The organism is Sphingobium yanoikuyae, assembly GCF_013001025.1.
Taxonomy (GTDB): Bacteria; Pseudomonadota; Alphaproteobacteria; order Sphingomonadales; family Sphingomonadaceae; genus Sphingobium; species Sphingobium yanoikuyae_A.
In genome coordinates, this window is sequence record NZ_CP053021.1 from 2,391,323 (window position 1) to 2,417,363 (window position 26,041).

Annotated in this window: 22 protein-coding genes, 3 pseudogenes and 1 other annotated feature; of the genes and pseudogenes, 15 read left to right on the forward strand and 10 right to left on the reverse strand. The window is 59.6% G+C overall.

The genetic code is table 11. From position 1 onward, the window contains the following. The first annotated feature begins 13 nt into the window (after window positions 1-13). Together HH800_RS11825 and HH800_RS11830 are read left to right on the forward strand one after the other, a co-directional pair. Window positions 14-1,438, forward strand: coding sequence for a conjugal transfer protein TraH (locus tag HH800_RS11825; RefSeq protein WP_169861205.1), 1,425 nt, complete (start codon window positions 14-16; stop codon window positions 1,436-1,438). Window positions 1,439-1,449: 11 nt separating this feature from the next. Beyond that, the gene (locus HH800_RS11830) at window positions 1,450-5,217 is read left to right on the forward strand and encodes a conjugal transfer protein TraG N-terminal domain-containing protein (protein WP_021225649.1); all 3,768 of its coding nucleotides are present in this window, start codon (window positions 1,450-1,452) and stop codon (window positions 5,215-5,217) included. Here the strand turns inward: HH800_RS11830 and HH800_RS11835 are convergent. Continuing rightward, a complete protein-coding gene (locus HH800_RS11835; protein ID WP_201767467.1) occupies window positions 5,214-5,687 on the reverse strand; it encodes a hypothetical protein in 474 nt (157 codons plus the stop codon). The two genes, HH800_RS11830 and HH800_RS11835, sit on opposite strands and share 4 nt — an antisense overlap. Window positions 5,688-5,840: 153 nt before the next feature. Here HH800_RS11835 and HH800_RS11840 point away from each other — a divergent pair, with 153 nt between their 5' ends. Genes HH800_RS11840 through HH800_RS11855 form a run of 4 tightly spaced genes read left to right on the forward strand, consistent with a single transcriptional unit; the run spans window position 5,841 to window position 7,775 of the window. Then, window positions 5,841-6,083, forward strand: coding sequence for a type II toxin-antitoxin system Phd/YefM family antitoxin (locus HH800_RS11840; RefSeq protein ID WP_021225647.1), 243 nt, complete (start codon window positions 5,841-5,843; stop codon window positions 6,081-6,083). Further along, window positions 6,080-6,541 carry a PIN domain-containing protein gene (locus HH800_RS11845; protein WP_021225646.1) on the forward strand — a complete coding sequence of 154 codons (462 nt, stop codon included), beginning with the start codon at window positions 6,080-6,082 and terminating at the stop codon, window positions 6,539-6,541. The genes HH800_RS11840 and HH800_RS11845 overlap by 4 nt, the downstream gene beginning before the upstream one ends. Further along, on the forward strand, window positions 6,538-7,452 hold the full coding sequence (locus HH800_RS11850) for a HEPN domain-containing protein (RefSeq protein ID WP_021225645.1): 915 nt from the start codon (window positions 6,538-6,540) through the stop codon (window positions 7,450-7,452). The genes HH800_RS11845 and HH800_RS11850 overlap by 4 nt, the downstream gene beginning before the upstream one ends. 47 nt (window positions 7,453-7,499) lie before the next feature. After that, window positions 7,500-7,775, forward strand: coding sequence for an HU family DNA-binding protein (locus tag HH800_RS11855; RefSeq protein ID WP_021225644.1), 276 nt, complete (start codon window positions 7,500-7,502; stop codon window positions 7,773-7,775). A gap of 238 nt (window positions 7,776-8,013) precedes the next feature. Here the strand turns inward: HH800_RS11855 and HH800_RS11860 are convergent, their stop codons facing one another. Both HH800_RS11860 and HH800_RS11865 read right to left on the reverse strand, forming a co-directional pair. After that, on the reverse strand, window positions 8,014-8,331 hold the full coding sequence (locus HH800_RS11860) for a helix-turn-helix domain-containing protein (RefSeq protein ID WP_201767469.1): 318 nt from the start codon (window positions 8,329-8,331) through the stop codon (window positions 8,014-8,016). Window positions 8,332-8,733: 402 nt separating this feature from the next. Further along, window positions 8,734-9,312, reverse strand: coding sequence for an RNA polymerase sigma factor (locus HH800_RS11865; protein ID WP_031297908.1), 579 nt, complete (start codon window positions 9,310-9,312; stop codon window positions 8,734-8,736). A 584-nt stretch (window positions 9,313-9,896) separates the two neighbouring features. On the opposite strand from HH800_RS11865, the gene HH800_RS11870 reads away from it, so the two are divergent. After that, window positions 9,897-10,304 carry an acyl-CoA thioesterase gene (locus HH800_RS11870; RefSeq protein ID WP_031297907.1) on the forward strand — a complete coding sequence of 136 codons (408 nt, stop codon included), beginning with the start codon at window positions 9,897-9,899 and terminating at the stop codon, window positions 10,302-10,304. A gap of 432 nt (window positions 10,305-10,736) precedes the next feature. Here HH800_RS11870 and HH800_RS11875 read toward each other — a convergent pair whose 3' ends face one another. After that, window positions 10,737-11,324, reverse strand: coding sequence for a TetR/AcrR family transcriptional regulator (locus tag HH800_RS11875; protein WP_021225640.1), 588 nt, complete (start codon window positions 11,322-11,324; stop codon window positions 10,737-10,739). A gap of 231 nt (window positions 11,325-11,555) precedes the next feature. Here HH800_RS11875 and HH800_RS11880 point away from each other — a divergent pair, with 231 nt between their 5' ends. From HH800_RS11880 to HH800_RS11895, 4 genes and pseudogenes are all read left to right on the forward strand, one after another. Continuing rightward, entirely contained in the window at window positions 11,556-12,617 is a 1,062-nt protein-coding gene (locus tag HH800_RS11880) for an AraC family transcriptional regulator (RefSeq protein ID WP_021225639.1), read from the forward strand. Between the two features lie 555 nt (window positions 12,618-13,172). Next, a complete protein-coding gene (locus HH800_RS11885; RefSeq protein WP_021225638.1) occupies window positions 13,173-14,246 on the forward strand; it encodes an alcohol dehydrogenase in 1,074 nt (357 codons plus the stop codon). A 36-nt stretch (window positions 14,247-14,282) separates the two neighbouring features. Continuing rightward, on the forward strand, window positions 14,283-15,719 hold the full coding sequence (locus tag HH800_RS11890; protein WP_021225637.1) for a coniferyl aldehyde dehydrogenase: 1,437 nt from the start codon (window positions 14,283-14,285) through the stop codon (window positions 15,717-15,719). A 244-nt stretch (window positions 15,720-15,963) separates the two neighbouring features. Beyond that, window positions 15,964-16,407, forward strand: a pseudogene (locus tag HH800_RS11895) (FAD-dependent oxidoreductase); the annotation flags it as partial. 23 nt (window positions 16,408-16,430) lie between these two features. Here the strand turns inward: HH800_RS11895 and HH800_RS11900 are convergent. Further along, a protein-coding gene (locus HH800_RS11900; RefSeq protein WP_169861206.1) for an IS3 family transposase occupies window positions 16,431-17,659 on the reverse strand; the annotation gives its coding sequence in 2 pieces (ribosomal slippage) (window positions 16,431-17,371 and window positions 17,371-17,659; 1,230 coding nt in all). Beyond that, window positions 17,264-17,378 (reverse strand) — a sequence feature (AL1L pseudoknot). Its footprint overlaps the gene before it by 115 nt. 52 nt (window positions 17,660-17,711) lie before the next feature. Here HH800_RS11900 and HH800_RS11905 point away from each other — a divergent pair. Next, window positions 17,712-18,650 (forward strand): annotated as a pseudogene (locus HH800_RS11905) (NAD(P)/FAD-dependent oxidoreductase); the annotation flags it as partial. Between the two features lie 388 nt (window positions 18,651-19,038). On the opposite strand, the gene HH800_RS11910 reads toward HH800_RS11905, so the two are convergent. From HH800_RS11910 to HH800_RS11920, 3 genes are all read right to left on the reverse strand, one after another. Continuing rightward, on the reverse strand, window positions 19,039-19,488 hold the full coding sequence (locus HH800_RS11910; RefSeq protein WP_169861207.1) for a lipocalin-like domain-containing protein: 450 nt from the start codon (window positions 19,486-19,488) through the stop codon (window positions 19,039-19,041). An 88-nt stretch (window positions 19,489-19,576) separates the two neighbouring features. Then, window positions 19,577-21,073: a CoA transferase gene (locus tag HH800_RS11915; RefSeq protein ID WP_169861208.1), complete on the reverse strand. Its 1,497-nt coding sequence runs from the start codon at window positions 21,071-21,073 to the stop codon at window positions 19,577-19,579. 33 nt (window positions 21,074-21,106) lie between these two features. Next, on the reverse strand, window positions 21,107-22,045 hold the full coding sequence (locus tag HH800_RS11920) for a 3-hydroxyacyl-CoA dehydrogenase NAD-binding domain-containing protein (protein WP_039570720.1): 939 nt from the start codon (window positions 22,043-22,045) through the stop codon (window positions 21,107-21,109). 182 nt (window positions 22,046-22,227) lie between these two features. On the opposite strand from HH800_RS11920, the gene HH800_RS11925 reads away from it, so the two are divergent. The 3 genes and pseudogenes from HH800_RS11925 to HH800_RS29610 all read left to right on the forward strand — a co-directional run. Next, window positions 22,228-23,109 carry a LysR substrate-binding domain-containing protein gene (locus HH800_RS11925; protein ID WP_052207697.1) on the forward strand — a complete coding sequence of 294 codons (882 nt, stop codon included), beginning with the start codon at window positions 22,228-22,230 and terminating at the stop codon, window positions 23,107-23,109. A 1,038-nt stretch (window positions 23,110-24,147) separates the two neighbouring features. After that, on the forward strand, window positions 24,148-24,411 hold the full coding sequence (locus HH800_RS11930) for a hypothetical protein (protein ID WP_169861209.1): 264 nt from the start codon (window positions 24,148-24,150) through the stop codon (window positions 24,409-24,411). A 9-nt stretch (window positions 24,412-24,420) separates the two neighbouring features. Continuing rightward, window positions 24,421-24,567, forward strand: a pseudogene (locus HH800_RS29610) (SDR family NAD(P)-dependent oxidoreductase); the annotation flags it as partial. Window positions 24,568-24,635: 68 nt separating this feature from the next. On the opposite strand, the gene HH800_RS29070 reads toward HH800_RS29610, so the two are convergent. Both HH800_RS29070 and HH800_RS11945 read right to left on the reverse strand, forming a co-directional pair. Further along, a complete protein-coding gene (locus HH800_RS29070) occupies window positions 24,636-25,151 on the reverse strand; it encodes a hypothetical protein (RefSeq protein ID WP_235682099.1) in 516 nt (171 codons plus the stop codon). A 172-nt stretch (window positions 25,152-25,323) separates the two neighbouring features. Then, window positions 25,324-25,986: an OmpW/AlkL family protein gene (locus HH800_RS11945; protein WP_169861212.1), complete on the reverse strand. Its 663-nt coding sequence runs from the start codon at window positions 25,984-25,986 to the stop codon at window positions 25,324-25,326. Between the last annotated feature and the right edge of the window lie 55 nt (window positions 25,987-26,041).

The window sequence follows — 26,041 nt, forward strand, 5'->3', positions numbered from 1 at the left end:
TCCGGAGTCCGCCATGTTCGCTCGTCCCCGCGCAGCCCTGCGCGCGCTGATCGCCTTCATCCTTGTCACGGTGGTTTCGACCGCACCTGCCCATGCGCAGAGCTGGGCGGAAAGCTGGTTCGACAATGTCACCTACAGCTCGCCAGGCAGCTTCGAGGACCAGACCCGGGGCTATGTGACGGCCGGCGGCATGTCGGGAAGAGTCGACGTCCACAATGACTATCTCATGTCGGTGAGCCTGCCCAAGGTGCGTGCCGGCTGCGGCGGCATCGACATGTTCCTCGGCGGCATGTCGTTCCTCGATCCCGATTATTTGGTGCAAAAGCTCGAGAGCATCCTCCAGGCGGCGCCAGCGGTCGCGTTCCAATATTTGCTGGAAACCCTCGACGAAAAAATGGGAAATATAATCAGTAAGATGGAGGCAGCCACCAACTTCCTGAATTCCATTCAGGTCAACGACTGTCGTCTCGCTAACCGGATGGTGCAGATCGCGAAGGGCGACGACAATATGTCGGGGATCATCGAGGAGATGACCGGCTATCGTTCGGTCAAGCAGGGATTCGCGAAGAGCTACCAGCAAAGCCGTGAGAAGATCGAGGCCAACAACAACAACCCTACTGAGGATCTGAAGGACGCGCTCGCCAACTGCCCGGCGGAAGTGACCGATATCTTTCGCACCGGCTCGCTGCTGTCTCATGCCGCCTCGCGCGTCGGCGCGGCGGACTGGGCGAGCGTCATGCGCGCCCGGGTCGGCGACGTCTATATGCGCTGGGACGATGGCGATCGCGTGCCCTTGTTCACGGCCATTCCGCAATGTCCCGCACAGGACACGGAGAGTGCGCAGGACTTCCTGACAGGAAAGGTCCAGACCCGCTCGCTCAATTTCCCGCCGACCGGCGCCGACTGCTCGCAGGACGGGGCGGGGCGCGGCGCGCTCGTCCTGGCCCGCGAGCGTATGCAGTCGATCGCGACCAAGATTCGTACCCGTGCCGCCCTGTCAGCCGAAGAACGGCAGTTCGTGGCCAATGTCCGAACGCTGCCGGTCTATCGCATGCTCGAATGGGGTGTGCGGCAGGGCGTCGTCGACTCCGTGATCGCCGACACAGACGAGCTTGTCGCGCTTACTCTCGCCTATCAGATGCTCAACGACCTTACGCGTACCATCGATTACACGGTAACGAATGCCGATCGCGGGGCGACGGTGGCGGGCTCAGCCGATGGCAATAACAAAAATGTCTGCCAGACGCGGATCCTGTCCAAGGGTATCGAGCAACTGCGCGATCTGAGGGACGAGGTGCTACGCCAGCGCGCGCAGATGCGCCAGAGCTACATGGCTGCCCTCAACCAGGCCAACCTTTCCGCCAATTACGCCGGGCTCCTGCGGACACGCGACCGCGACGCTCGCGACGCCGCCGGCGCTGCCGCCCGCAACCAATAGGAACGAATGTCATGCGCAGGCTTGCGAGGCTGATTGCCGCCCTCCCCGCTTTTTTGCTCGCTTCGCCCGCGCTTGCGGTCGATACGAGCTTCCACACCTATGACGGGTTCGCCGAGACGGTCGACGCCTTCCGCCTCGTTTCGATGATCTTCGGCGATCCGCGCTACGAGACACTCGTGATGATCGTCGCGACTGTCGGCATCGGTCTTGGCGCGATCATCGCCAGCGTTCGCGGGACGGGCATGGGCCTGGTCGCTTTCGGTTTTCAGATCCTGGTCGGCGTGGGGCTCTTCGTCGGGCTTATCGCTACGACCGGCACGGTTCACGTCTATGACCGGGTGCGCAACGCCTACCAGCCGGTGGGCGGCGTTCCCAACCTTCTCGTCCTCGTCGCCGGCGCAACCAACATGATGGAACGGGCGATGGTCGAGACGATCGACGACAACACGCTCGATCCCAATGCCAAGATCGAATTCGGAGCGGGCGGGCACAGTTTCGACCTGTTCCTCAACGCGGTCAGCCCGCGCGGGCCGATGACCGATGTGTTTCTCGATGCCACCATCAAGGACTATGTCCGCCAATGCTATCCGGTCGCGCGCGTGTCGGCTGCCTATGGCGTCGACGACGATCAGCTGTTCCGGACATCGACCGATTTGCCGGCCTCGTTCGCGGCGATGGCGGGACCCGCTACCTTCTCGACGATCTATACCGAGGCCGACAAGGGCGGCACGACCGTGAGTTGCACCGATGCCTGGACGCACATCTCGGATCGCCTGTCCGATCCCGTGCTGTTCGACAATTACACCAGTCAGATTTGCGCACGCACGGGCTATGACACTGGCAATGCCCAGCAGATGGCCCGCTGCCGGGAGCAGCTAGGCGAAATGGGCCAGATGATGCTCGGCCGCCCACTGACCGCGCAGGCCTTCCTGACCCACATTCTGCTCGGCAACACGGTCGGCGACGTGCTGTTCGAGGATTCACCGGCCAGCGCGGCCAGGGTCATGGCCAATCGCGCGGTTATCTCGAACGGCCTCGCCACCATGTCGGTCGCGAACGAGTGGATGCCGACGATCCGTGCCACGGTGTTCGGGATCATGCTCTTCATGATCCCGATCGCGCTGCTGTTCATTCTGACGCCGATCAACCTGCGCGTGGCGAGCTTCGCGCTCGGCATGTTCGTCTTCGTGGCGCTCTGGGGTGTGATCGACGCGGGCATCTATCAGCTCACGCTCGGCCGAGCGACCGCGACGCTTGCCGAATTGCGATCCAATGCTCTCGCGGCGAACGCCTGGCTTCTTGCGCCCTCTGCCGCAATGAAGGCGCTTGCAATCTTCGGCAGTTTCCGCACGGCCGCCGCCGGGCTTGCCGGCGCCTTCGTGTTCACCGTTTTCCGTTTCAGCGGCAATGTGTTCACCTCCTTCACCTCGGGATCGCTTGGGGTCGCGAGCCAAGGGATTGCCGCGGCGGCACCAATGGGCACAGCGGAAGGGCAGGCTTCCGCGCTCGAGGCCCAGGCATCGGCCATCGGAACCCGCTCCCGCGCGGCGGCCGCTTCGAGCTTTGGGGATTTCGGGGAGCGCTCCGCTTTCAGCGCGAACCGAACCTATGGCGAGGCTGGCCACATCCTGGGCGAACGCCCCGGAACACCTGGCGGCACGGCTTTCGCGCTCGGCGGCATCGAGGGCTCGCGCCAGTTGGGGAGCCTCGCGCCCGCGCTGGGTGGCCGCGATCTTGCCGATCCAGCCGTCGCGCGCGCCGTCCAGGCCAATGCCGCGACCACCGCCATCCATCAGTTCGCCGAGAAGGATGCGTTGAGGAGTCTTGGGACCAGCTATTTCGGGCAAGGTGAAGCCGGTGAGAAGGCGTTTGCCGCCTTCAGCCAGAATCTTGTCCAGTGGCGGGCATTCGGCGACCAGCGCGCTTACGGCATGATGATGCAGGGGGCGACGCGCCATTTTGAACGCGCCGGCTATTCTCCCGCGGACGCACAGCTCAAGGCGTCGGGTGTGATCGGCGAGGCTCAGGCCGATCCCACCTTCGCCAAGCTGACTGCCAATGCTTTCGACCAGGAACAGATGTTCAGGAACGACCTCACGTCCGCGCAAGTCCAGGTGGGTGCGATGGAAGGCCGCCGGGATCATGCTGGCGACAATGTCGCGGGCATCGAACGCGCCAATGTCGCAACCGAGCAAGGTTGGCGCACCGGCAGCAATCAGGGCCAGCGCGAAGCCGCGTCGATGCTGGGCCTGTCGGTGGACGAGACATCCCGCCGCATCGGGTTCATCAATGCGCTGTCCGGCGAAGCGCGCAGCACGGCGATCAGTCAACTTTCCCGCGCCACCGGTCGTAACGAGGCACAGGTTGAGGCTGCGTTGGAGCGTTACAGTGCGGCGACGCACCTCGGCACCGCGGATGGCGCGACTGCCGAGGCGAGCCGCGAAGGCACGAGCGTCTACGGCCGGACGCGTGAGGCGGCCGGCTACGATTTCGCCGAGCGCTCGGGCAAGCTCGACGCGCAGCGCGAGGTCGGAACCTCCGGCACGCGCGACGCGGCGCGGATCGGCGAGCAACGCCGGCAGTCGGAGAATTTCGGCTTTGCCGAGGGCGCGGCTGCGGCAGGAGTTTCCACGCGAGAGGCAGCACGGCTCGACAGCTTCATCGAGGCCCTCAGCCGCACGGCTGGCAACCAGGTCGATCTGGCGGAGGGCGGTGCGGCCGGAATCGCCGATCGCGCGCGCAACGAGCGACTTACATCGATTGTCGATCGTGAACGCCTGACTCGCATGCAAGGTTTGCTCGCCGAGCACGGCATCAACCTCGGCAAGCGCCAGATTGCCATGGACCAGAATGGCGATCTCAGCCTGAACCTGACGCCGCAAACCGCCGCCGCCATGTGGAAGGCTGGCCTCATCAACGAAAGCCAGCTCGGCGCGATCGCGAATGGCGGCCACGCACGTTTCAGTTTCTCGCATAATGATCTGCTCGTTTCCAGCGGGACGGATTTCAGCCGCTCGGCTCGCAGCGACACCAGCACGCGATTTGAGGCCGGCAAGCAAGCTGGGCCGGACACGATCGAGCACTTCATGGGCGGCGGCGCCGAAGGTCAGGCCATGCTCTCAAACTGGCTGCGGGGCGGGTTCGAAATGGACCGCAAGGGCGAGTGGCGGCTCAAGCCACAGGTCGCCGACACGCTCCAGCGCGATGTGCAGGCAATAATGGCGCAAACTGGATGGCAGAGAACATTGTCACGATCGGCCCAAGATCAGACGACGATGGGTACAAGCGTAAATCTAGAACTCGGTCGTTCGGTCGGAGTGACCGAAAATGAGGATGTTGGTGGAGGTATCCCTGGGGCAGGCAGAAGAACGCAGGGTCGGCAGGCTCAAGGGCCACAGAAGGTACAATCAACGTCGGGGCGAGTTGGCGCGGGCGTCGGATTTAACAGCAGGGATACTGGATCCACGAGTGAGACTGCCGGATCAACGCTGGATATCGTCAACTATGACGTGCGGGAGTCGATTGCTGCCGCTGAGCGTTCCGCAGCGCGTTCAAGCGATCCCGCGACAACTTTCTCCCGTGAGTTGTCGAACCGCATCCTGGGAAGCGAAGGCGTGCGCAATCGCTACCTTCAGGATGCGGACAATGGGCGCGCCACATTTGATATCACAGGGCCGCTAACCTCCCTTGAGCAAAACTCGGTATTGGCAAAAGGCAGCTTTTCGACGGATATCGCCGGTAGTCCTGGTGACGGGGACAGTAGCTTCAAGAAACGCTAGCGGTGCTTTCCGGTATGGGGATCGATGTAGCCTGGATTGAGCGAGTTTAAAGGGTTGCCGATCCAGAGCGCCCCTGACCGAGGGTCGAACATATCTGTCGTGGCGGCAAGGTCTTCCATCGCCCGATCATGCTCTTCCCAAACACGCTGTCTCTCGGTTTCGGCGCCCGCATCGGACAGCGGCCTTCCCTCACCCTGTCTCACGAAGTTGTCGAGACGCTCCCGGACATAACCCACACCCAGTACCATAAGGGCGGTCGTCGGAAAGAAGAGGATATTCAGGTAGCCCGCGAGCGCTCCGCGATAAAATGTTTCCAGCGCGTCAATACGCGTAGATGCAACCATCCCAAGCCACCAGACGGGAATAACAGTCCACCAGAGCTTGGCATACCAAGGCGCCCATAGCCATCGCCCCCACATCAAGGGGAGCGGGTTGGTCGATCCTGCGCTCTGATTTTGGAAATTCTGCATATCGATATTATCGCAAAACTGGACCGCTTAATAATAGAGTCCAAAGCATGTCACTGCAACCATTGCGGAGGATCAGCAAACGCCTTCGAAAACGCTTGCCAAACGCGCCGCAGGCACTAGAGTAGGCAATATAACTATTTTCTGGATGAGTCAATGGAACAGGCAGTCTCAGCCGCTGACGCCAACCGCAAATTCTCCACGATCCTGCGGGGTGTCCGTGAGGGCAACAGCTATGTTGTAACGAGCCACGGCCGCCCCGTCGCGCGGATAATTCCCGCCTATCGTGAAGATGAAACTGCCTCTGGAGCCCGGGCTGCCTTGCTTGCGCGGCTTGAGCGACAGGATATTGTCCAGGCCGGGCGCTGGACGCGCGACGAGCTTTACGACGGACGATGAAGGTCGCGTTCGACACCAACATTCTCGCCTATGCCGAGGGCGTGAACGACAGCGAAAAGCGTGCAACCGCGCTTGCTCTCGTGCGCCGGATTCCGACCGATGGCGCGGTTATTCCCGTGCAAGTGCTGGGCGAATTGTTCAATGTCCTGGTGCGCAAGGCGGAGCGTCCCCGCGCCCAGGCTCGGGATGCGCTGCTAGCTTGGCGCGACACCTTTCCGACCGTCGACACCTCTGCCGACGTGATGATGACAGCACTCGATCTGGCGACCGATCATCGACTGCCTACCTCGGACGCCGTCATTCTCGCCGCCGCTTCCCATTCTGGCTGTCGCCTGCTGCTATCCGAGGATTTGCAGGATGGATTCACTTGGGGGGGCGTCACCGTGGCCAATCCATTCGCGAAGGAACGCCATCCCCTCCTGGAGGCCCTATTGAGCGGAGCAGCGGAAGAGCCGTGAAGACCGAACTTGACCATCTGCCGGCTAACAAGCGACGCGAACTTGATCGGGTCATCCAGATCCTGTTTGAGGAATTCGAGGACGCGCATGGCCAGCCCACCGGCCCCCGCAAGCTGGGCCGCATCCTGAAGATCATCCTCTACGGTTCATACGCGACCGGGCGTTGGGTCCATGAGCCGCACACCGAGCGCGGCTATCGATCGGATTTCGACCTGCTCATCATCGTCAACCAGAAAGAATTGACCGACCGGCTCGAATATTGGGAAAAGGCGGCTGAACGCCTCGACCGCGAGACCATGATCCTCAACCGCCTGCGGACACCGGTCAATTTCATCGTTCACACCCTGCAGGAGGTGAATGACGGGCTGGCGCATGGCCGTTATTTCTTCATGGATGTCGCCCGCGAGGGCATCGCCCTTTATCAGGCCGACGACAGCGAGCTGCACAAGCCCAGGCCGAAGACGCCGCAGCAGGCGTACGACATGGCCAAAGGCTATTATGACCAGTGGTTTGGGCTGGCCGTATCCTCGCGGATGACATATCAGTTCTGTTACTCGAACAAGCAGTATCCGGACGCTGCCTACAACCTGCAGCAGGCGTGCGAGCGGCTCTATTATTGCATCTTGCTCGTCTTCACTTTCTACACACCATACAGTCACAACATCAAATTTCTGCGGCAGTTGGCAGAGAGGTTGTCGCCCAAGCTCATAGATGTCTGGCCACGCGACAAACGGAAGCTTGAGGCACGTTTCCTGAAGCTCAAGGACGCATATGTGAAGGCGCGCCACTCCGACTGGTTCCAGATGACCGACGAGGAATTTTCGTATCTCTCGGAGCGAATTGAACTGCTGGGCAACGTCGTCAACGAGCTATGCCAAGAGAAGCTGGCTGAGTTGCAGGCAAAGATATAGACGGCCTCGCCCGCATCGAACAATTGCAACACAATGGGAGTTTTTGAATGAATAATAGTGATCTGGCCGACAAGCTGGCCGCCGAATCCGGCCTGAGCAAGGCCGATGCGCGCAAAACGGTCGATGCCGTGTTCGTCGCGATCGCCCAAGCCGCAGCAGGCGGCGAAGAGATTTCCCTCAACGGTTTCGGCAAGTTCAAGGTCAAGGAAACCGCGGCTCGCGAAGGTCGCAATCCGGCGACTGGCGAAACCATTCAGATCGCTGCGTCCAAGAAATTGACCTTCGCACCCGCCAAGGCGGTGAAGGACAAGCTGAACGCGTGAAGACGTGGACCGGCGACGCGCGGACGCCCGCTGCCGGTCTCGTCGCACTCCGGTCGTCAATGCGGTGGAACCGTCCCGCACATGACGACGGCTCGCTGAGGACTGCCCAGCGCCGCGCAGTCGCGCACGGTCACACAGCGCCGGGGAGCGAGTGAACGGGGCATCGCAACTATCGCGGCGGAGCAGGATCAAGGCGCTCCCCTGAGCCCAAGTCGGGATGCGGCTCCCGGTTCTTCTTTCAGGGCGATTGCGTCCAGTCATCCGGCGGCCGAGGCGGGGTTTTTCGCCATCGCGCCGGAGTTGTTCCTGTGGCCTTCCCAAAGGTGTTGGTGAAGTGCGCCTGATCGGAGAAGCCACATTCCAATGCCACTTGGGCAAGTGACATTGCGCTGTTGGTGAGGAGAAACTGCGCTTTCGCGACCCGTCTACCGAGGAACCAGGCATAGGGAGCAATGCCGACAGTATTGGCAAAGGCCCGTACGAAATAGGTTGAAGAAAGCCGACACAGGCGCGCGAGTTCAGCAACATGCAGAGTTTCGGCGAGATGATCGAGCATGAAGCGTTTCGCGATGCTGACCTGCCAAGGTGCAAGCAAGGGCCGGTGGTCGGCGCGGCTTCGGTGGTCTTGCCCTCGATGTCCGTCCGGCGCCTGCAAGTGCGCCGGAGACCGGAGCGCATATGCGCTCGACGTCATACGCATTCTGTCGCCATGGCGACCCCCATGGGTTGCGAGGCAGGCTTGCGCGCCGTGGGATTCAGGCGCTCTACCTCATCGACCACCACCTGCATGACGATGCGCGCACTAGCGCCCACGCCTCGTTTTGGGAGGAGGCCCTGTCATTCCCAAGGCTGTGACACCTGGGAAGGCGCAAAGACGCCCTGCTTCAGAAGAAATTTCTCGATCGCAAAATGGTCTGCCTTCAAACTGCGAGCGCCAGCCAAACCTTGAACTTGAGAATCACTCATGCCTCATGCGGCCGAGCAGCCTGCGCAGGTGCAGTTCCGTGCGCGCGAGATCCTTCTGGACAGATCGCTTGTGCATTCCGAACGCGACGGCGATCTCCTCGTTGGCCTTCTCGTCGCGCCATCGCGCCAGGAATATCGCACGGCTCTTCGGCGGCAATTGGTGAAGCGCGGCAATCGCATGTTCCATTTCACGGGAAGCCAGTGCTGCCCTTTCCGGATCCGGCGCGGCGTCCGGCACGGCTTCGAGTTCGGCCTTGTCGACGGAGGCTGTGCGAGCAGCCCGTCGCATGCTGTTAAGGGCCAGGTTTATAGCCATGCGATAGAGATAGGCCCTCGGTTGTCGAACGTCAGACACGGCAGGTCCAGATCGCAGTTTGAGGTAGGTGTCATGCAGCGCGTCCGCAGCCGCCTCTTGAGATCGCAAGTGGGCCGACAGTCTGGGAAGCAGTGTGGGATATTCCTGTTCCAGGACAGCGAGCAACCTGACAGCTGGGTCAGACGAGTTGCCAGTTCCTAGGCGCTCATCATTTTTCGCGATCGTGGTCTGGCTGTTCTCTGATCCGTCTGTCATTCGCTCTTTGGGTCCTGAGCGCTCAAGGCGTTTCCCACGCACTGCACCGCCACAGTTGCAATATTCTTAGCCTGACGGAACGTCGCAAGAGGTAAATGCTCGCCGGTATTTTTAGAGTTCGGTCGACACGGTCGGGGGCTTCATCTCTGCGAATGCAGCCGGAGCAAACCCCTCCTCGGCAAGGCTCCCAAAGCCGCCAGCCCCGCGAGAGCTTCCAACAAACTAGCTTTTTCCAGCATTGCTCGTCTGCCGGGATCTCATCCTCGTGGTTTGTGGCATCTACTCATTCCGAATAACATAACAGACATTCGAATCTGAGGGGTTGCGCAGTGCAGCAATTCGTAGAAGGTGGGGGTGCCTTTCAGGCATCCTCTCCCAATTGAGGTCGGCACCGCGCCGACCTCCCTTTTCTCTCCGAATTGGTCGAGAAAAGCGCTGCGGTTGGGTAGCGTGTATATTGCCGCCCTCCTACAGATCCATCGAAACGACTCATAGAGCGGCTGCACGGAAAACAGTTCGGGTCCGACGACGCAATTGGCGAGTTGCAGCTCGCTGCGCTGCAGCATTCATGCTATGATCGAGCCATGTCCTATGCCAATCTCTATTGCTACGCTATCGTTATCGACGAGGATGACATCGACTTCATGGGGCATGTAAATAATGCCAGCTATCTCAAATGGGTTCAGGCCGCCGTGTTGAACCACTGGCAGCGGCTGGCTCCAGCAGATGCCGTGAGGAGCCGTCTTTGGGTCGCCTTGAAGCATGAGATCACATATCGCAGGCCCGCTTTTCTGGACGACGAAGTGGTTGCCACCGTGTTGCTTGAAAAGGTTCAGGGGGCCAGGGCGTTCTACGAAACAATCATCAGACGAGGCGAGGAAGTGCTTGCCGAGGTCCGATCGAGTTGGTGCTGCATCGATGCGAGAACGCATCGCCCTGCCCGCCTTGCGCGCGATATTGTCGAACGTTTTCTGCCAAGGTCAGCGCCCTGATCATGAGAATTCGAATGAGCAGGTCGCTTGTCAGGCAATAGTTCCTGCAGGCGCATTCGCTTAATTGCGGATCGATCAGAATTCCGCAACTCGTCGGTGCGGTTGCCGCACCGCCGCGATCAATCGCGATCCTTGGATGATCCGGCCGCGCCCTCAAACCCAGGTCAACGAGCTTTCCATAGCCTGTTGAGTCGTCCCCACCTCCCGGTCTGCTGTTCGCACGATCGAACGGGGTCGATCGTTCCCAGCCAAAGAGCGCGCCGCTCTTCTAGGGAAAAACAAGCCTGAGGCGGGACACGCCGTTCTTTGTGCCGAGTTTCGAAAGAAATGGCGTCTTCGGGTAATAGCATGCTCCCATCGCGTGGCCGACGTAGCGCCCCTGATGATGCGCCGGATTAAGGCGCATCGCTCAGCCGTTCTGACCAAGCCCCTTCATCCGCCAAGAAACAGCCGCTCGACGGAGCGACTGAGCCGTTCTGCAAGCTGGGTGTCGTCGATACCCAGCTCATCCTTGATGACGGAGTTCATCATCAAGGGCATGGCAACCATGCCAATGAGGAGAAAAACGAGAAAATCCGGATCGTCTACTTCTACAAGACCGGTATCGCAGGCCTCGCGCATCAGCGGCTGGACCGTATCAAAATGCGGACGCCAAATATGTTCGAGTATATAGTCCCGCCTCTCGCCCGGCTTTGCCACTTCATCGGCAAAGAAACGCCCGAGTTCTGGGACCTCGGTGCTGAAAGCGACGAATTTTCGCAGCGCGATGCTCAGTCGAGCGGGATAGGACGAACCGTCTTCGCACAGTTCCGCGATCGGCGTGTGGACAGCAGCCATGCGTCGGGCAAGCTCATCTACAGTGGATTTCCACAGCCCCAGCTTTGATCCATATCTGCGAGAAACCAGGGCAGGATCGACATTGGCCGCAGATGCGATCTCACGCAGGCTCGCGCCTTCATAGCCCGAAGCCGCAAACGCGGCGAAGGCGATCCGCGCGACCTCCTTGGAGTCTGCCTCCAACCCTTGCCGCGGCCTCCCGCGACCACGCCTGTCATTTTCAACCCTGGTGCGACCCAATGGCATTGACGCCAGCCATCCTCTGATTTAATCAACATATGATGATTTATGGCATTCGCCCGGAGTTTGCAAGCATGCCGCGATACAGTCTGGTTCTTCATACGGACAGAGGCAGGACGGCCGCAAGTGATCTGATCGCAGCAACAGACGAGAAAAGCGCAGGCTGGAGCCGACATGTTCATACGCACCGCACCAACACGTCCCGAGATGGCACCACCGGGCTTTGCCGACGAGGCGACAAGCCCCTATAGGACCAGGCTTGCGGATCTCGAACTCGCGGTCACGAGCGCATTGCTTCCGCTCTCTCTGGTCAGCGACGACGCTATGCCAAATGGCGAGCCCGAGCTTCTGGGACAGTTTGCGAGCCTTTCGGCGCTTCGATTTGCCCGACTGTCGATCAGTGGTGTCGGCGCGCACTGGAACAGGAAAGCCGCCGACATTGGCAATTATGTGAAGCTGATTTTTATCACCAGGGGTCAGACCAGACTATGGCGCAACGGAAGCGCCCATATTCTGAAGGAAGGCATGTGGACCATCTATGATCCAGCCTGCCCCTACCGGCTCGATTCTGACGAACCTTATGATTGCGTAGCGGTAGCGATGCCGGTTGGAGCGATATCGATTCAAAGATTTCTTGCTGATGCAAACCGGGCCGAGCAAACCTATTCAATCGCCGGTAACATGGCGATTGCGTTCGAAACCATCAGCGCGTGCCTGGACGGTAAGGTCGAGGCAGGGCGCGACGACGTTGCGGCAACGGCTCATGCGATCGCGACGCTTATCGAGGCGGGCATACGTCGATCGATGGACAATGACGGTGCTTTCCTCGATATGTCACGCGAAACCCTTCTTCTCGCCCAGGCGCACCAGGCGATCCGCGCATACGGCGCCGATCCCGAATTCTCGGTGGAGGGTCTGGCGGACGTCCTGCATGTTTCCAGGCGTACCCTGTACAACGTATTGAAGCGGAACGGGCAGACGCCGTACAAGGCCATCCAGCAGTATCGGATCGATTTGAGCTGCGCCATCCTCTCTGATCCCGGCCAGTCCCACAGAAACGTCACTGATATTGCTCTGGACGCAGGGTTTCCCGATGCGACCCACTTCGCGAGGCTTTTCAAACAACAACTGGGTATGACGCCGACGGAATATCGGCACGCGAGATCGACGACAAAGGTGCCAAGAGAGCCTGGCTTGAGTTCACTCGCCGGGGAATTCGCTCGCCGATCCGCCTAATACCCTTCGTTGACCAGTATCAGCCTGTGGTCTGACACGATCGGTGTCATCGGGGCCGCACTCTAGCGGCCAATATGCGCGCCAGCCCGTCTCCCAATCGGCGGAAAAGTAGCAAGGTCTTGCCAGCGTACCCCCAAGGCACAGAGGCGACACATAGCCGCGGAATGTGCGGCAAATTGCTGGTCTGCCGAGACAGGCACGGGGCGGCGGACCGCCGAACAAAAGTTTCCGGACTCGATGCGTCTCGGGCCGCAACCAGGTGCGGGTTAGAGCCTGACCTCCAATTTCAACGCGACTGGCAGATACCATATCGACGATGGAGATTGGCTTCTGACCATTGAAGACCGGCTAGCGCGTCGGAGCCTCAATTTGAAGCCAACTTTGCACAAAATGGCATGAACACTGCACGCAACGGCGCGCAGACAAGTCGGTGTACGCTTATTAACGCTCAAAATCCTTTCGCCCGATTTGACGATGACGGGAATATTCAAGAACCCAGGCTGAAATGATTCCATCGATTACAATTTGTATGTCAAATAAGAGAGGCACTCACCCTTGGAAAATCAAACCGTAAAAGCGCAGACGGTGGTCGCATTTGGCGAACCGCTGGAGGAACGTATTTCCGAACTGCACAGGCCGACCGGAAAGCAAGTGCTGGTTCGAGTGCATTCCTGTGGTCTTTGTCATTCCGATCTGCATTTTCACGAGGGCCATCTCAATCTAGGTGGCGGCAATAGCTTGCCATTGGCGGCACTCGGCGTGAACCTGCCTTTCGTTCTCGGGCACGAGCCCTTCGGGGTCATTGTCGATTTCGGCCCCGAAGCGGGATTGGTCGAAGCTGACCGAGGCCGTCCGGTCATCGTCTATCCGTGGATCGGCTGCGGTGACTGCGAATATTGCAACCGAGGACTGGATCACCAGTGCGGCAGTCCGCAGGTTATCGGAATGCAGCAGCCGGGCGGACAGGCAGACCATCTCCTGGTACGCGAGCCCAAATTCCTGATCGAAGCGAGGGGCGTCGATCCTCTACTGGCAGGTCCCTATGCATGCTCCGGGCTCACCTCCTTTTCGGCCCTGAAAAAACTCGACGGACGACAGGATCAGTGGATCGCGATCATTGGTGCCGGCGGGGTCGGCATGATGGCGCTCGCCATCGCCAAGGGCTCGGGATTTCAGAAGGTCGCCGTGGTCGATGTCAATGACGAGAGATTGAAGGTGGCCGCCGACCAGTATGGCGCCGACCTCACGATCAACAGTTCAACGCCTGATGCCGCAAACCGACTGCGTGAAGCCACCGGCGGGCTGGCTGGTGTCGTGGATTTTGTAGGGGCGCCCGCCACCGCGGAATTCGCACTGGATCAACTCAAGACAAGCGGCAAACTCGTGATTGTCGGATTGTTCGGCGGCGAGGCCCATGTGTCACTTCCGCTGCTTGCAATTCGTCAGGTCAGCATTGCCGGTTCGTTCGTCGGCAGCCTCGATGAGATGGTCGAATTGATGACCTATGTCCGCGCCGGCGCCATCAAGCCTATTCCCGTGCAGGAAGTTCCAATCGGTGAGGTCAACGAAGCGATCCAGCTGCTTCGCGCCGGAAAGGTCAATGGTCGTCTCGTTCTCACGCACGATTGACACGCGCCCCCCCCTTCTTAACAACGGACACACAACATGCCCAATTTGCGACTTCCCGACGATCCCTCGGCAGACCAAATCCGTGAGCAGCTCGATCGAATGAAACAGGCTCAGTTCGAAGCAGGGCCGCCCTCATCTGCCTTGCGCAAGGACCGCATCAGCAGGGCAATCGATCTGTTGCGGACGCATCAGGAGGCGATTATCGATGTCGTCTCGTCCGACTTCGGAACGCGAAGCCGACAGGAAACCTTGCTCGCCGACATCCTCGCATCCGTGGAAGGGCTGCGTTACAATCTCAACCATATCGACGAATGGATGCGACCCCAGCCGCAACTGGAACCATTCCCAGGCACCCGAGCCTGGGTCGAGTATCAGCCGCTGGGCGTGACCGGTATTATCAGCCCCTGGAATTTTCCTGTTGTGCTGGCCTTTGGCCCGCTGGCAAACTGCTTCGCGGCAGGCAATCGTGCTATGCTGAAGCCATCGGAACTGACGCCGGCGACGTCCCAGCTGCTGGCGGACCTGATCGACGAATATTTCGAGCAGGATGAACTGACCACGGTGCTCGGAGGCCCCGCCACGGGATCGGCTTTCTCTGCGCAGCCGTTCGACCATCTGATCTTCACCGGCAGTACACAGGTTGCGCATCATGTAATGCGATCCGCGTCCGAAAATCTGGTTCCCGTAACCCTTGAACTGGGCGGCAAATCGCCCGTACTCGTCTGTGCCGACGCCGACTTGCGGCAAATGGCCGAGCGGATTCTTACGGTAAAGACCTTCAATGCCGGGCAGATTTGCCTGTCTCCCGACTATATCCTGATCCAGGCCGATCGCGTGGAGGCTTTTGTCGAGGAGGCCAAAGCGGCGGTGGCCGCAATGTACCCCAGCCTGCGCGATAATGATGACTATACCTCCATGCTCAATGCGGGTGGATTCGCGCGGCAGCAGGCCCTTATCGAAGATGCCAGGATCAAGGGTGCGACCCTGGTCTCTCTCAACCCGGCAAACGAAGATTTGTCCGACCTTGGCAATCGCAAGGTTGCGCCGACATTAGTGTTGGGTGCGACCGACGAGATGCGCGTTGCGCAGGAGGAGATTTTTGGGCCGCTGCTGCCCGTCGTCACCTACGAGACGTTTGATGATGCGATCACTTACATCAATGCCCGTCCTCGTCCATTGGCGCTCTATTTGTTCAGCAGCAATGCGGACGACCAATCTCAGGTTGCTGCGCGGACCACATCGGGCGCGTTGATCGTGAACGATGCAATGACCCATGTATTTCTCGATACGCTCCCATTTGGCGGCGTCGGGGCATCGGGCATGGGCCACTATCATGGCGAATATGGCTTCCGCGCGCTGAGCCATACGAAGCCTGTATTCGTGCAGAGCGAAGGCGGCGAGTCGAACCTCCTGATGCGCGCGCCCTATAGCGAAGGCGCCGAACAGGTAATTGCCGGCTTGATCACGGCGTGACAGGGCGCGCTGCACGGCGAGGTCCAGGCGGATTTCGCCGTGCGGTGGCAGCCCATGCCGTCATGGAAGGCGCCTGGATCACGGGCCATACGCCCAACTTGGCTCAGAACCGTGTGCCTGGACAGCGATGCTGGCCCCTACTTGACAAACGCAGGCGCGGCCGCCGGTCCTGGGATGTCCCGGCAGGCAGTTTTCATCTGGCAGCCTGACGACTCACAATGAACCTAGTATAGAGGCGTACGCGATGACGATCGATACCAGCTCACGTCCTGGATCTAATCAACAGGTGGCCAAAACGAAGAAAACCCAGATCGTCGTGGTGGGCGGCGGTGCAGGCGGGCTCGAGTTGGTAAGAAAACTTGGTGCGCACTTTGGGCGAAAGAATCACGACATAATCCTCATCGATCGGAACCACACTCATGTCTGGAAACCGCTACTGCATGAGGTCGCGGCTGGCTCGCTCGATGCCAATCTTGATGAGGTGGGATATCGCGGTCATTGCCATCGTTGGGGCTACCGCTTCTATTACGGTACGCTCGAGACGATCGATCGGACAAAGCGCCAGGTCATCATTGCTCCGGTCCGTGACGAGGATGGCAGCGAGATCGTTGGCCGCCATGCGATACGATATGATTATCTCGTGCTTGCCATCGGCTCGGTCAGCAACGACTTTGAAGCGCCCCGGGTTTTCAGGAGGCAGTTTTCATTGGGCTATGCAGCCATATCGAGGTTCTCGAGGGCTGCATAGTAATTGTCTTCGGCCTCAGCGGGCGGGATGTGCCCGATAGGGCCGAAGAGCCGGTGATTGTTGTACCAATCGACCCAGCGCAGCGTTGCCATTTCCACGGCCGAAACGCTTGGCCATGATCGCTGCCGCCAGATGACCTCGGCCTTGTAAAGGCCGTTGATCGTCTCGGCTAAGGCGTTGTCGTAGGAATCACCGACGCTGCCGACCGAGGGGACGAGTTTGGCCTCGGCCAAGCGCTGGGTATAGTTCATCGCAAGATATTGAACTCCCCTATCGCTATGGTGGATCAGTCCATCATCGGGATCTGGCCTGCGGGCATGAATCGCCTGCTCCAGGGCATCCAGAACGAAGCTGGCAGTGGCTGACGTGCTGACCTTCCATCCGACAATCCGCCGGGCAAAAGCATCAATCACGAAGGCGACATAGACGAAGCCTGCCCAAGTATGCACGTAGGTGAAATCGACGACCCACAGGGCGTTTGGCCGGCTGACGCTAAATGCCCGATTGACCTTGTCCAGCGGACACGGTGCCTTCGGGTTGCTGATGGTGGTGATCGTCTTCTTCCCACGATGGACGCCTGCCAGCCCCATGGCGCGCATTAATCGTTCCACCGTGCATTTCGCCACCATGATGCCTTCACGCCGCATCTGGTGCCAGACCTTGCGTGTGCCATAGAGACCGAAGCTGGCCTCATGGACCCGCTTGATCTGCTCCCTGATCTCGTCATCACGCTGCGCACGTGCTGGACGCCTGCCGGGATCGGCACGACGCGCGGCGTGTTCATGGTAGGAGGATGGGGCGATCGCCAGTTCCCGGCAGATCGGCTCGATACCCAAATCCTCGCGATGGACGTCGATGAACGCCATCATCATCTCCCGGGGCGGTCGAGCTCCGCCATCGCAAAATACGCAGATGCCTTGCGCAAAATCTCGTTGGCCCGGCGTAGTTCCTTCACTTCGCGCTCCAGCAATCTCAGGCGTTCCCGGTCATCCGCCGCCAGCGCCGCTGGCCCCGCTCGTCGGCTCGCCTCTTCGCGGCACCACCGGCGCAGCGTCTCCAGCGAGCAGCCGATCTTCGCCGCGATCGACTTCATCACTTCCCATTCCGAGCCGTACTCGGCCCGCTGCTCCACCACCATACGAACCGCCCGCTCGCGGACTTCAGGTGAAAATTTGTTGGTTGTCTTGCTCATAACGGATGCTCCTTCTCACAAGTTGGAGCCTCCTGGAAACCCGGGGCGCTTCAACTTCGGTACGCCAGGCGTTCGCGAAAATTGTATCTTTCTTGATGAACGCGCCCAGGCAGACCGCTTCCGATCGAAGCTGCTCGATCATTGCCTCAGAGTATCCCGACGGATGAGTGCTGACGGCACAGTCGATGAATATGTGCGGGTAGTGATCATTGGCGGAGGCGCTACCGGCGTCGAACTGAGTGCCGAGTTGTACAATGCCGCATCGGCGCTTCGTCTTTACGGCCTTGAGGTCTTCGACGAGAGCAGGCTCAAGGTCACATTGGTCGAAGCAGGGCCGCGCATACTGCCAGCCCTGCCAGAGCGTCTCGCCAAGGCCGCGCAGGCGGAACTCGAAGCTTTAGGTGTCCGGGTTCTCGCGGGCGTGCCCGTCACGAGTGCCGAAAAGCACGCCATCATTACCAAAGAGGGCGAACGGATCGACGCGGATCTCATGGTATGGGCGGCTGGCGTAAAGGGCCATGCCCTGTTGAGCCATCTTGATGGTCTCGAGGTCAATCGCGCGTCCCAACTTCTTGTGCGTCCCACCCTCCAGACGACAGAGGACGAGCGGATTTTTGCGTTGGGGGATTGTTGTTCCTGCCTCCTTCCAGGTACCGAGCGGCCGATACCGCCGCGCGCTCAGGCCGCACATCAAATGGCGTCGACGGTCTACCGAAATCTTTTGCGGCTCACCGCCAATAAGCCCCTCCTCGATTTTGTCTATCGCGACCATGGATCGCTTGTATCGCTCAGCCGCTTTTCGACCGTCGGTAGCTTGATGGGCAATCTGATAGGCGGACGCCTCGCGGTCGAGGGTCGATTGGCGAGATTCGTCTACACATCACTTTATCGGATGCATGTTCTGGCAGTCCATGGCTGGCTGCGGGGTCTCGCGTTGATGGCCGTCGGCAAGGTCAATCAGGTCATACGGCCGCGCCTCAAGCTGCATTGACGCATTGATGCGCCTCTCTTGATGTGGCGCCGGCGCACCTCACCCGCCCTCGGCATGGCGATGCGCGAACGATCGCATTGATCGGCCACTCACCAAGGGCACCAAGGAGCCGAAGTGGCGCTGCGGGAGTCTCGAGTTGATCATTGCCGCACCCGCAGCCATGTCCCGTAGTCCGGCGCCAAACCGATCGACCGTTGGTTGGCGTGATTTGATGCGCCTCGTTGAGTTGAGAGGCTTTTGTGCCCAGGTAGTGAGGGCATGGGCACGGCGGAGCGGTCGCCAGAACCTTTCTGCAAAAATATACCGGCCCGCAGTCCTTCGATCCACGGGCCGGTCGATCATAAACAGATCGCGCAAAACCAGGTCACGCGCTTGGCGCTGCTCTTGGTCAGTTACCGGCGCGCGTCCATGTCAGATACGACATGACGGTCTTCCCTCCAGACTGGATTGGCGACGCTGTGCTGAGGTGGAGCAGGTCGCCTTCCTGCCTGACGACGCGAGGCTGGGTCTGGCCGAGCCAGTTGGGAAAGTACGAAACGAACATGCTGTGCGTCAGCGTCTGATCCTCTTCATTCACATGGAAGGGACCGGAATAGGCTATGTAGTTCCCCGCCTGGCGATACTCGTCATCCGAACCGCCGAACCAGTCTCCTGACGCGAATTCCGGACGGCCAGATTTCATCAACTGGGCGGACATGAAACCGTCCGGCGTATACATGATGATACCAGTCGCATCTTCTCCCAAAGGATGAACAGTTGGCGATCCGTCGACTGGCTTCTCGACATAGGAGACCAGTGTCCAGGCGCCGATAAGACTTTCACGCAAGCTCTTGCTCATGTCACTTTTCCTTGTTCTGTGGGTTATCCCCGCCTGGCGAGGGAAAATCGGGCCCGGATTGCGGGGCCCCGAACCATCGGCGTCCCCCTTAGCGGCGGGGAAGCCATTCCGGCTTATTCGATCCGCGGGGCACAAGCGGCGTGGCGTAGAAGCCCGGCGTACGGGACATCTGCACCTGATCGGTAACGCCCTGGTAGTGCCCGCAAGGTGTATTGGCTTCGAACATTTCGGGCGCCAGATACTCGTGGTCGCCGGGCGTCCCTGCGATCGAGGCCGCATAGGACTTATCGAATATGCCCATCTTCAGTAGCCAGATCGACAGGCGTGCCAGCGAAATGCGGATGCGATAGCTGCCACCTTCGACTGCGCGCCGCTGAAGCGCAGCCGCCACGGCGACGCTCGAAATCCAGGACATGGCATAGTCGTTGACGACGAAGATCTCGGTCAGTTGCGGACGCTCGGGCGTACCTTCCCGGGCGAAGACGCCGCTGACACCGCCGGCATTCTGGTCGAAGCCGATGCGGTCCGCCCAGGGCCCATGCCAGCCGTAGAGCGACATATCGACGTGGATCAGTCCCGGATTGAGTTCCGCCATCTGCTCTGCCGTCAGGTTGTAGCGACCAAGGAAGCCGGGACGGCGGTTGGAGAACATGATGTCGGCGTCCTGCGCCAGCGCCTTGAAACGCGCCAGCTCGTCGGCGCGCTTCAGATCCATGGTGGCCGACCGCATGCCGACATTGGCCGTGTAATAGGTCAGATCCATCTCGAAGTCGTTCGGCCCCCAGATATTGAGAACATCCGCCCCATGATAGGCAAGCGCGCGCCCGAGCCCGGCGCCCGCGATCACCCGGCCGAGGCCGAGCGCGCGAATACCGTCGAGCGGCGTCTTGGGATCGGCGGTAAACGGAACGGGATCGCTGTCACCGATCTTCGTGATTTCGACGAGCGGCATGTCCTTGAGATAGCCGAACTGCTCGGTCGCCGCGAATTCCTCCACGGTTCGCACGAGCGTCGCCTGCAAGCCCGCTTCGTTAAAGCGCTGTTCGAGATCGAGCCCATCATATCCGCGCACCGCGGCGGAGATGGCGCTGACGCTGTCATTGCAACCGAGCATGGCCAGCGCCGCCGATTTGGTCCGGGGGTAGATGTTGAGCAACTGGATCCAGCGCCCGTCGCGTGTCTGATACATGTGACTGGGCATGAATGGATTGGTGGGATCGGACGGCGTACCTGGGGCATATCCGTTCAGCATCTCCCATTTCTTATCGTAGAAGGGGCAGAGACGGTGGAGGACTCGCCGCAGATCTACAGACAAATCCTGCCCCTCCCCGGTCCGCGTCTTCCATATACCGGCAAAGGCCACCGCCTTCGCCATCAGCGATACACCCGCCATGGTAGCGAGCGGCCACGGGCTGGAAATCACCGGGTCCTTGCCAATGAAGCTGATAGTACCTTCGGCATCATGCGAACCCAGGCCGACCGAGGAAAGGACTTCCTGTAGCTCCTTTGCCGGATCGATCCTGTCGTCGGACGTTAGCGGTTCCGCCAGCGCCGTCTTGATGCGAGCTTCGATGATATTGCTCATCACATCATTCCTATCCAAAAGTTGATTGCTGGTTCAGGGCAGCTCGGGGGCTTGAGCCTTAAGCGACAGCAGGCGGATAAGTACCTCGTCGCGCTCATCCTGCAGGGCTGACAGCGTGTGGCCGCTCAATTCCTCTTCCACGCCTGCAACGGCCTGCGCCCTTACTTGCGGAGTGAAGGAAAGATCGCCCAGATCGTGCCACCAGGTTTGAATCGGGGGGCCGAGATGATCGATGACATGTCCGATGCCGCCGCTGCCACCAGAGAGGTGGAGATTGAGGAACGGCCCCAGCAGTGCCCAGCGCAGGCCCGGTCCATGGGCGATCGCCGTATCGACGTCGGAAACCGAAGCAATGCCCTGATCCACAAGATAGAAGGCTTCTCGCCAGAGGGCCGCCTGAAGGCGATTGGCCACATGGCCCTTCACTTCGCGGCGAATGTGGATGGGCTTCTTGCCGATGTCCCTGTAGAAGGCGAGCGTGCGCTCGATAACTTCGGGCGTGGTGTCATTGCCGCCGACAACTTCGACCAGCGGGATGAGATGCGGCGGATTGAACGGGTGGCCAAGCACCACGCGTTCGGGATGGCTTGCGCCTCCCTGGATTTCCGAGATCAGGATGCCTGATGATGAGGTGGCGATGATCACATCATCCGCCACGGCGGCCGAAATCTCGGCAAGGAGGATCCTTTTGATATCGACCCGCTCGGGGCCATTTTCCTGTACGAAACCGGCGCCCGAAAGCGCTTTGGCAGGATCGGGATCAAACGTCAGACGATTCATGGAGGCGCCTGGCGCCAAGCCAATTTTGATCAGGGCGGGCCAGTACTGGGCGACAAGTTCCCGCAACTTTTGTTCGGCGCCAGGAGCAGGATCGGTAGCGCCCACATCGAAGCCGCGTGCAAGATAATACGCTGCCCAGCTGGCGCCTATGACTCCGCATCCAACAATGCCGATTTTCTGAGGTATGTTCACCTATCTGCTCCACATGAAATTGCACACGCTCCATCGGATTGGGCGTAGAGCGGCGCGTTGTTTCCCGACGAGCCCGAATGCTTGCCTTCGAGCTCGGGCCTTGATTGCAAGGAGGAGATAGGTCGCAGTTGCCAGACTTACCAAGACTTGGTAGCTCTACTAGCCATGCTCAGGAGGCATGGATGGAGCTTCGTCATATCCGGTATTTTGTGGCCGTTGCGGACGCAGGGAGCGTGAGCGGAGCGGCGCGGTCCCTGCTTCATACATCGCAGCCTTCGCTCAGCCGACAGCTTCTCGAACTGGAGGATGAGCTTGGTATCCGGCTCTTCGATCGACGATCGCGTGGCATCGTTCTGACTGATGCTGGCCAGGTCTTTCTTGAACATGGCCGCCGCATTCTCAAACAGGTCGAGGATGCAGCGGCAGCAGCAAAAAATACGCCCGCCATCCTTCGCCTCGGTGTGCTGCCTGGGCTTGAACTATCCATCCTGCCCCGGCTGATGGAACTTGCAAACGGCTACTCTGCTGATGCCGATATTCGGGTCATGAGCGCATCGTCTCCACGCATCATAGACGAACTGCGCACAGGCAACCTTGATATGGCGTTCATGCGTCAGGATGAAGATGCGGCCGATATTCATTTTGAGATTGCCGGTTATCATCACGTCATGGTCTTCCTCCGCGAGGACCATCCTCTCGCTGCAAAAGCGCAATTGGACTACGCCGACCTGATTGACGAAATATATGTCTCTGTTGGCCGAAGGTCGGCACCGGCTTTACGATCAGCCATTGATGCATGGGCTCAGCAGAAGGATCTGTCTCTTATCCCGGTTCATGCTGCGGCCAATATTGCATCCGCCCTGTCACTCATCCTCTCGGTGGGTGGCTTCTCACTCCTGCCGGAATATGCCGCGCGCCTGCTGCTCAACGGCGTCGTGACACGCCCCCTTGTCGAAGGCCCCACTCCTATTCCTCTCATGATCGGCCACAGGCCCAAAAATCCGTTCAGATCAAAAGATCTCATGGAGGCTATAAGAACTGCATGGAGCGCCAATTTCGTCTGATAGCTATCAAGAGCCGCAGACAGCCACCCCGCTGCCCATAGTGGCGGTTGGCGCAATCCATCAATATCTTAGACAGTATGCGCTATCCCGCAGGCTGCAGCATTGAAAGGACACATGCGCGACACCCATCATTTAGAACAGCGTGCAAGCTATGATGCATATCTGTGCGCGCTTGGGATGAAAGAGGATAAGAAATATCAGTCGTGTAGCTAATGAATAGCTTGGTCGTGCGCACTGTTAGCGGAGGTTTAAGCGATCCGCTTCTGTCCCATTCGACATAGATGTTCCGGATGGTGCGCAACGCATCTCGGAATCGGGCCCTGTATACCTCATCCATTTGCCGCCCGGCAAATTCTATGCCCTGCTCGCGAAGGCCACGGCGCAGAAGTTTGGCAAATCGCCTTTCCGCTCTATGGCGATCGAACCACCTTGTCGGTGCATTGAGGAGGCCGATCTCGATGCTCCAGAGAATGAAGAGCGCGCATTCTAAATCGAGGCGATCGTTAGCACGGGCATCATAAGTCCGATAGGTCGTCAATATTGCCTGTTTCAACTCTTCAAAGCGACTACCGAAGGCACATTCCGCGCCCTTGCAAGCGTCAAGCAACGGAAACCAACTCATTTGGCAGCGTCGGTTGAAGTGGGCGCCCGATGAGCACTCAGCACATAGTGACCGCTCCGAGACCAGAAACCCACACCAGCCGTAAACCGGCCACTTGGTTCAAGAAGCACAAGCATCCCGGGGCGTCCTAAAGCTTCCGCGATGGCATTCGATGCGACCTTCCTGGCATGCCCCTCGTCCGAGGCTTCAAGAGACATGAGAACCGGCACTTCATCCGGTCCCGTAGAAAATGTGAGATCGAACGGCGGCACGTCTGCAACTCCGATTCATGCCTTAAATCATCATGCGTTGATTAAACATGAGATGCTGGCAGGTCAATGCCACAAGGTGGGAATTGTGGAGCGCCATCGATCGGGAGCGGGTCAAATGACCTGTATGCTTGCGGCGAAACAAATCCTCGCAAGGCACTCGATCGGTTGACGGCGGACTCTCATCGAAAGGACCGCGACTATGGCCCTTTGACGGTAAAGCAGGTTTTGTCACCGGGGCCAGCCGGCATCGCGCGTGCCACCGCCGCGGCCTATGCGCGCGAGTACGCCAGGGTCGTCATCGCCGACATTGAGGAAAAGGACTTCGAGCGCATCATAGCGGTCGATGCGAAAGGCGTCTGGCTGTGCATGAAATACGCTATCCAGCATATGAAAGCGCACGGCGGCGGCGTGATCTTCAATACAGAATAGGAAGCGGCGTTGTTCGGCACGCCGAATGTCGGGACCTATGGCGCGGCCAAGCATGCTGCGGTCGGGCTAACCAAGACCGCTGCGGGCGCAAATGCCAATATGAATATCCGCATCAATGCCATCGCGCCCCCGGCGATAGCCACGCCGACGGTTCTCGACCTGCCCAAGCAAGCGCAGGACTTGCCACCCGATGGCATTGCGTCGACGGCATTGACGGCGAGGTTTCAGGATGGCGTCTCAAGCTGGGGCGCATCGGCGCAGCTCCGCCACGCACCTGTTGCCAGTACCATTTCGATTGGCATCGTCTCGCTCACCATTCGATGGATTTGCTCGGACATGCTGTCGACGAGGCGATTGGGATCAAAAAACTTTTCGAGTGGCTGCTGGCGTGCGAAAGCGAGGAGCCGCGCGGTTAGCATCGCGGCGCGTTGGGCGCGCTCCCCCGCATTGTCGCAGTAGCGCAGTGCCTTGTCGTCGCCCGCTCCGGACCTTCGTCGCCGACGCATGTCGAGCGAACCGATAACGATCGCCAACATGTTGTTGAAGTCATGCGCGAAATCGCCGGTAAGCTGGCCCACCGTTTCCATCTTCTGGATATGGCGCAATTGCGCTTCGACCTGGTCGCGGGCCTCGGCTTCAGCGACGAGCCTGGCATTGGCATCCGCAGATTTCCAAGTCGAGCCGCAGCTTCGCGGATTGCCGCGTATGCGAGTAGAACCACAAGCACCGCGCTCAAGCAAAGAACAAGGCGGGTGATCTGCGTGAAGCGTCCTCGTCATCATTCACGGCGGGATGGGCTCCCAAGGCAGGCGAAGCTCGGTTGCGACACCTGAGACATGCGATCGACGTCATTCCATGCTGCCTCGGGCCATTTTTACGGAAGGACCGTGTATTCGGCCCGAGGCGAGGCACTCAGAAGTGAAAGCTGATACCGCCAGTCACTATCAGGGGATTGATCTTGATCTTCGCATCGGCAGGCACACCGCCGACATTACCGCGGGCCGTCGTATCGAGCACAATCTTCTTGGCGTCGACGAACAGGCCGAAGCGATCATTGATCATGCTTTCCGCCCCTGCCTGGAAGGTAACGCCGACAGGGCTCTTGACGCGCAGGTTTTGGACTGCTCCATCCTTCTCACTGAGCACGATCGTATAGTTTACGCCGGCCCCGATATAAGGAATGAAGCGAGGGCCGAAATCCGTCACGTGATACTGAATGGCTGCCACTGCGGGCCCGTATGTCATCTTGCCAAGCTTGACACCGGCAAGCGGGCCAGTACCGACCAGAGTGGCCGTCGGGGGCGCCCCGACTGTCAGTGAAACCGAGACATTGGGATTGAAATAGTAACCCGCCTCGATCTCGCCGGTGAAGTTGTTTTTGGCGGTCACGCTTGCGCCAGGCACTATTTGGCCACCGAGCCGGATTTTCGCGCCCTCATCATAGATGACCTCGGCTGGGCCGGCCCGAACGAACCAGTGCTTGAACGTTGGCGCATCGCCATCAGCAGCCCGAACCGGGTTCGCAAGCGAGAGACTTGCGGCGACAACCCCGAAAATGGTCAGTTGCTTCTTCATACATCCTCCCTATGGCGCTCGGTTGACGGGCGCTCTTGTGATTGACTTGAAATCC

What these genes read in the sequence shown, in the direction of transcription:
- HH800_RS11825 (WP_169861205.1), top strand. Translation starts at nt 14, where the DNA reads ATGTTCGCTCGTCCCCGCGCAGCCCTGCGCGCGCTGATCGCCTTCATC.
- HH800_RS11830 (WP_021225649.1), top strand. Translation starts at nt 1,450, where the DNA reads ATGCGCAGGCTTGCGAGGCTGATTGCCGCCCTCCCCGCTTTTTTGCTC.
- HH800_RS11835 (WP_201767467.1), bottom strand. Translation starts at nt 5,687, where the DNA reads ATGCAGAATTTCCAAAATCAGAGCGCAGGATCGACCAACCCGCTCCCC.
- HH800_RS11840 (WP_021225647.1), top strand. Translation starts at nt 5,841, where the DNA reads ATGGAACAGGCAGTCTCAGCCGCTGACGCCAACCGCAAATTCTCCACG.
- HH800_RS11845 (WP_021225646.1), top strand. Translation starts at nt 6,080, where the DNA reads ATGAAGGTCGCGTTCGACACCAACATTCTCGCCTATGCCGAGGGCGTG.
- HH800_RS11855 (WP_021225644.1), top strand. Translation starts at nt 7,500, where the DNA reads ATGAATAATAGTGATCTGGCCGACAAGCTGGCCGCCGAATCCGGCCTG.
- HH800_RS11860 (WP_201767469.1), bottom strand. Translation starts at nt 8,331, where the DNA reads ATGCTCGATCATCTCGCCGAAACTCTGCATGTTGCTGAACTCGCGCGC.
- HH800_RS11865 (WP_031297908.1), bottom strand. Translation starts at nt 9,312, where the DNA reads ATGACAGACGGATCAGAGAACAGCCAGACCACGATCGCGAAAAATGAT.
- HH800_RS11870 (WP_031297907.1), top strand. Translation starts at nt 9,897, where the DNA reads ATGTCCTATGCCAATCTCTATTGCTACGCTATCGTTATCGACGAGGAT.
- HH800_RS11880 (WP_021225639.1), top strand. Translation starts at nt 11,556, where the DNA reads ATGTTCATACGCACCGCACCAACACGTCCCGAGATGGCACCACCGGGC.
- HH800_RS11890 (WP_021225637.1), top strand. Translation starts at nt 14,283, where the DNA reads ATGCCCAATTTGCGACTTCCCGACGATCCCTCGGCAGACCAAATCCGT.
- HH800_RS11910 (WP_169861207.1), bottom strand. Translation starts at nt 19,488, where the DNA reads ATGAGCAAGAGCTTGCGTGAAAGTCTTATCGGCGCCTGGACACTGGTC.
- HH800_RS11915 (WP_169861208.1), bottom strand. Translation starts at nt 21,073, where the DNA reads ATGAGCAATATCATCGAAGCTCGCATCAAGACGGCGCTGGCGGAACCG.
- HH800_RS11925 (WP_052207697.1), top strand. Translation starts at nt 22,228, where the DNA reads ATGGAGCTTCGTCATATCCGGTATTTTGTGGCCGTTGCGGACGCAGGG.
- HH800_RS11945 (WP_169861212.1), bottom strand. Translation starts at nt 25,986, where the DNA reads ATGAAGAAGCAACTGACCATTTTCGGGGTTGTCGCCGCAAGTCTCTCG.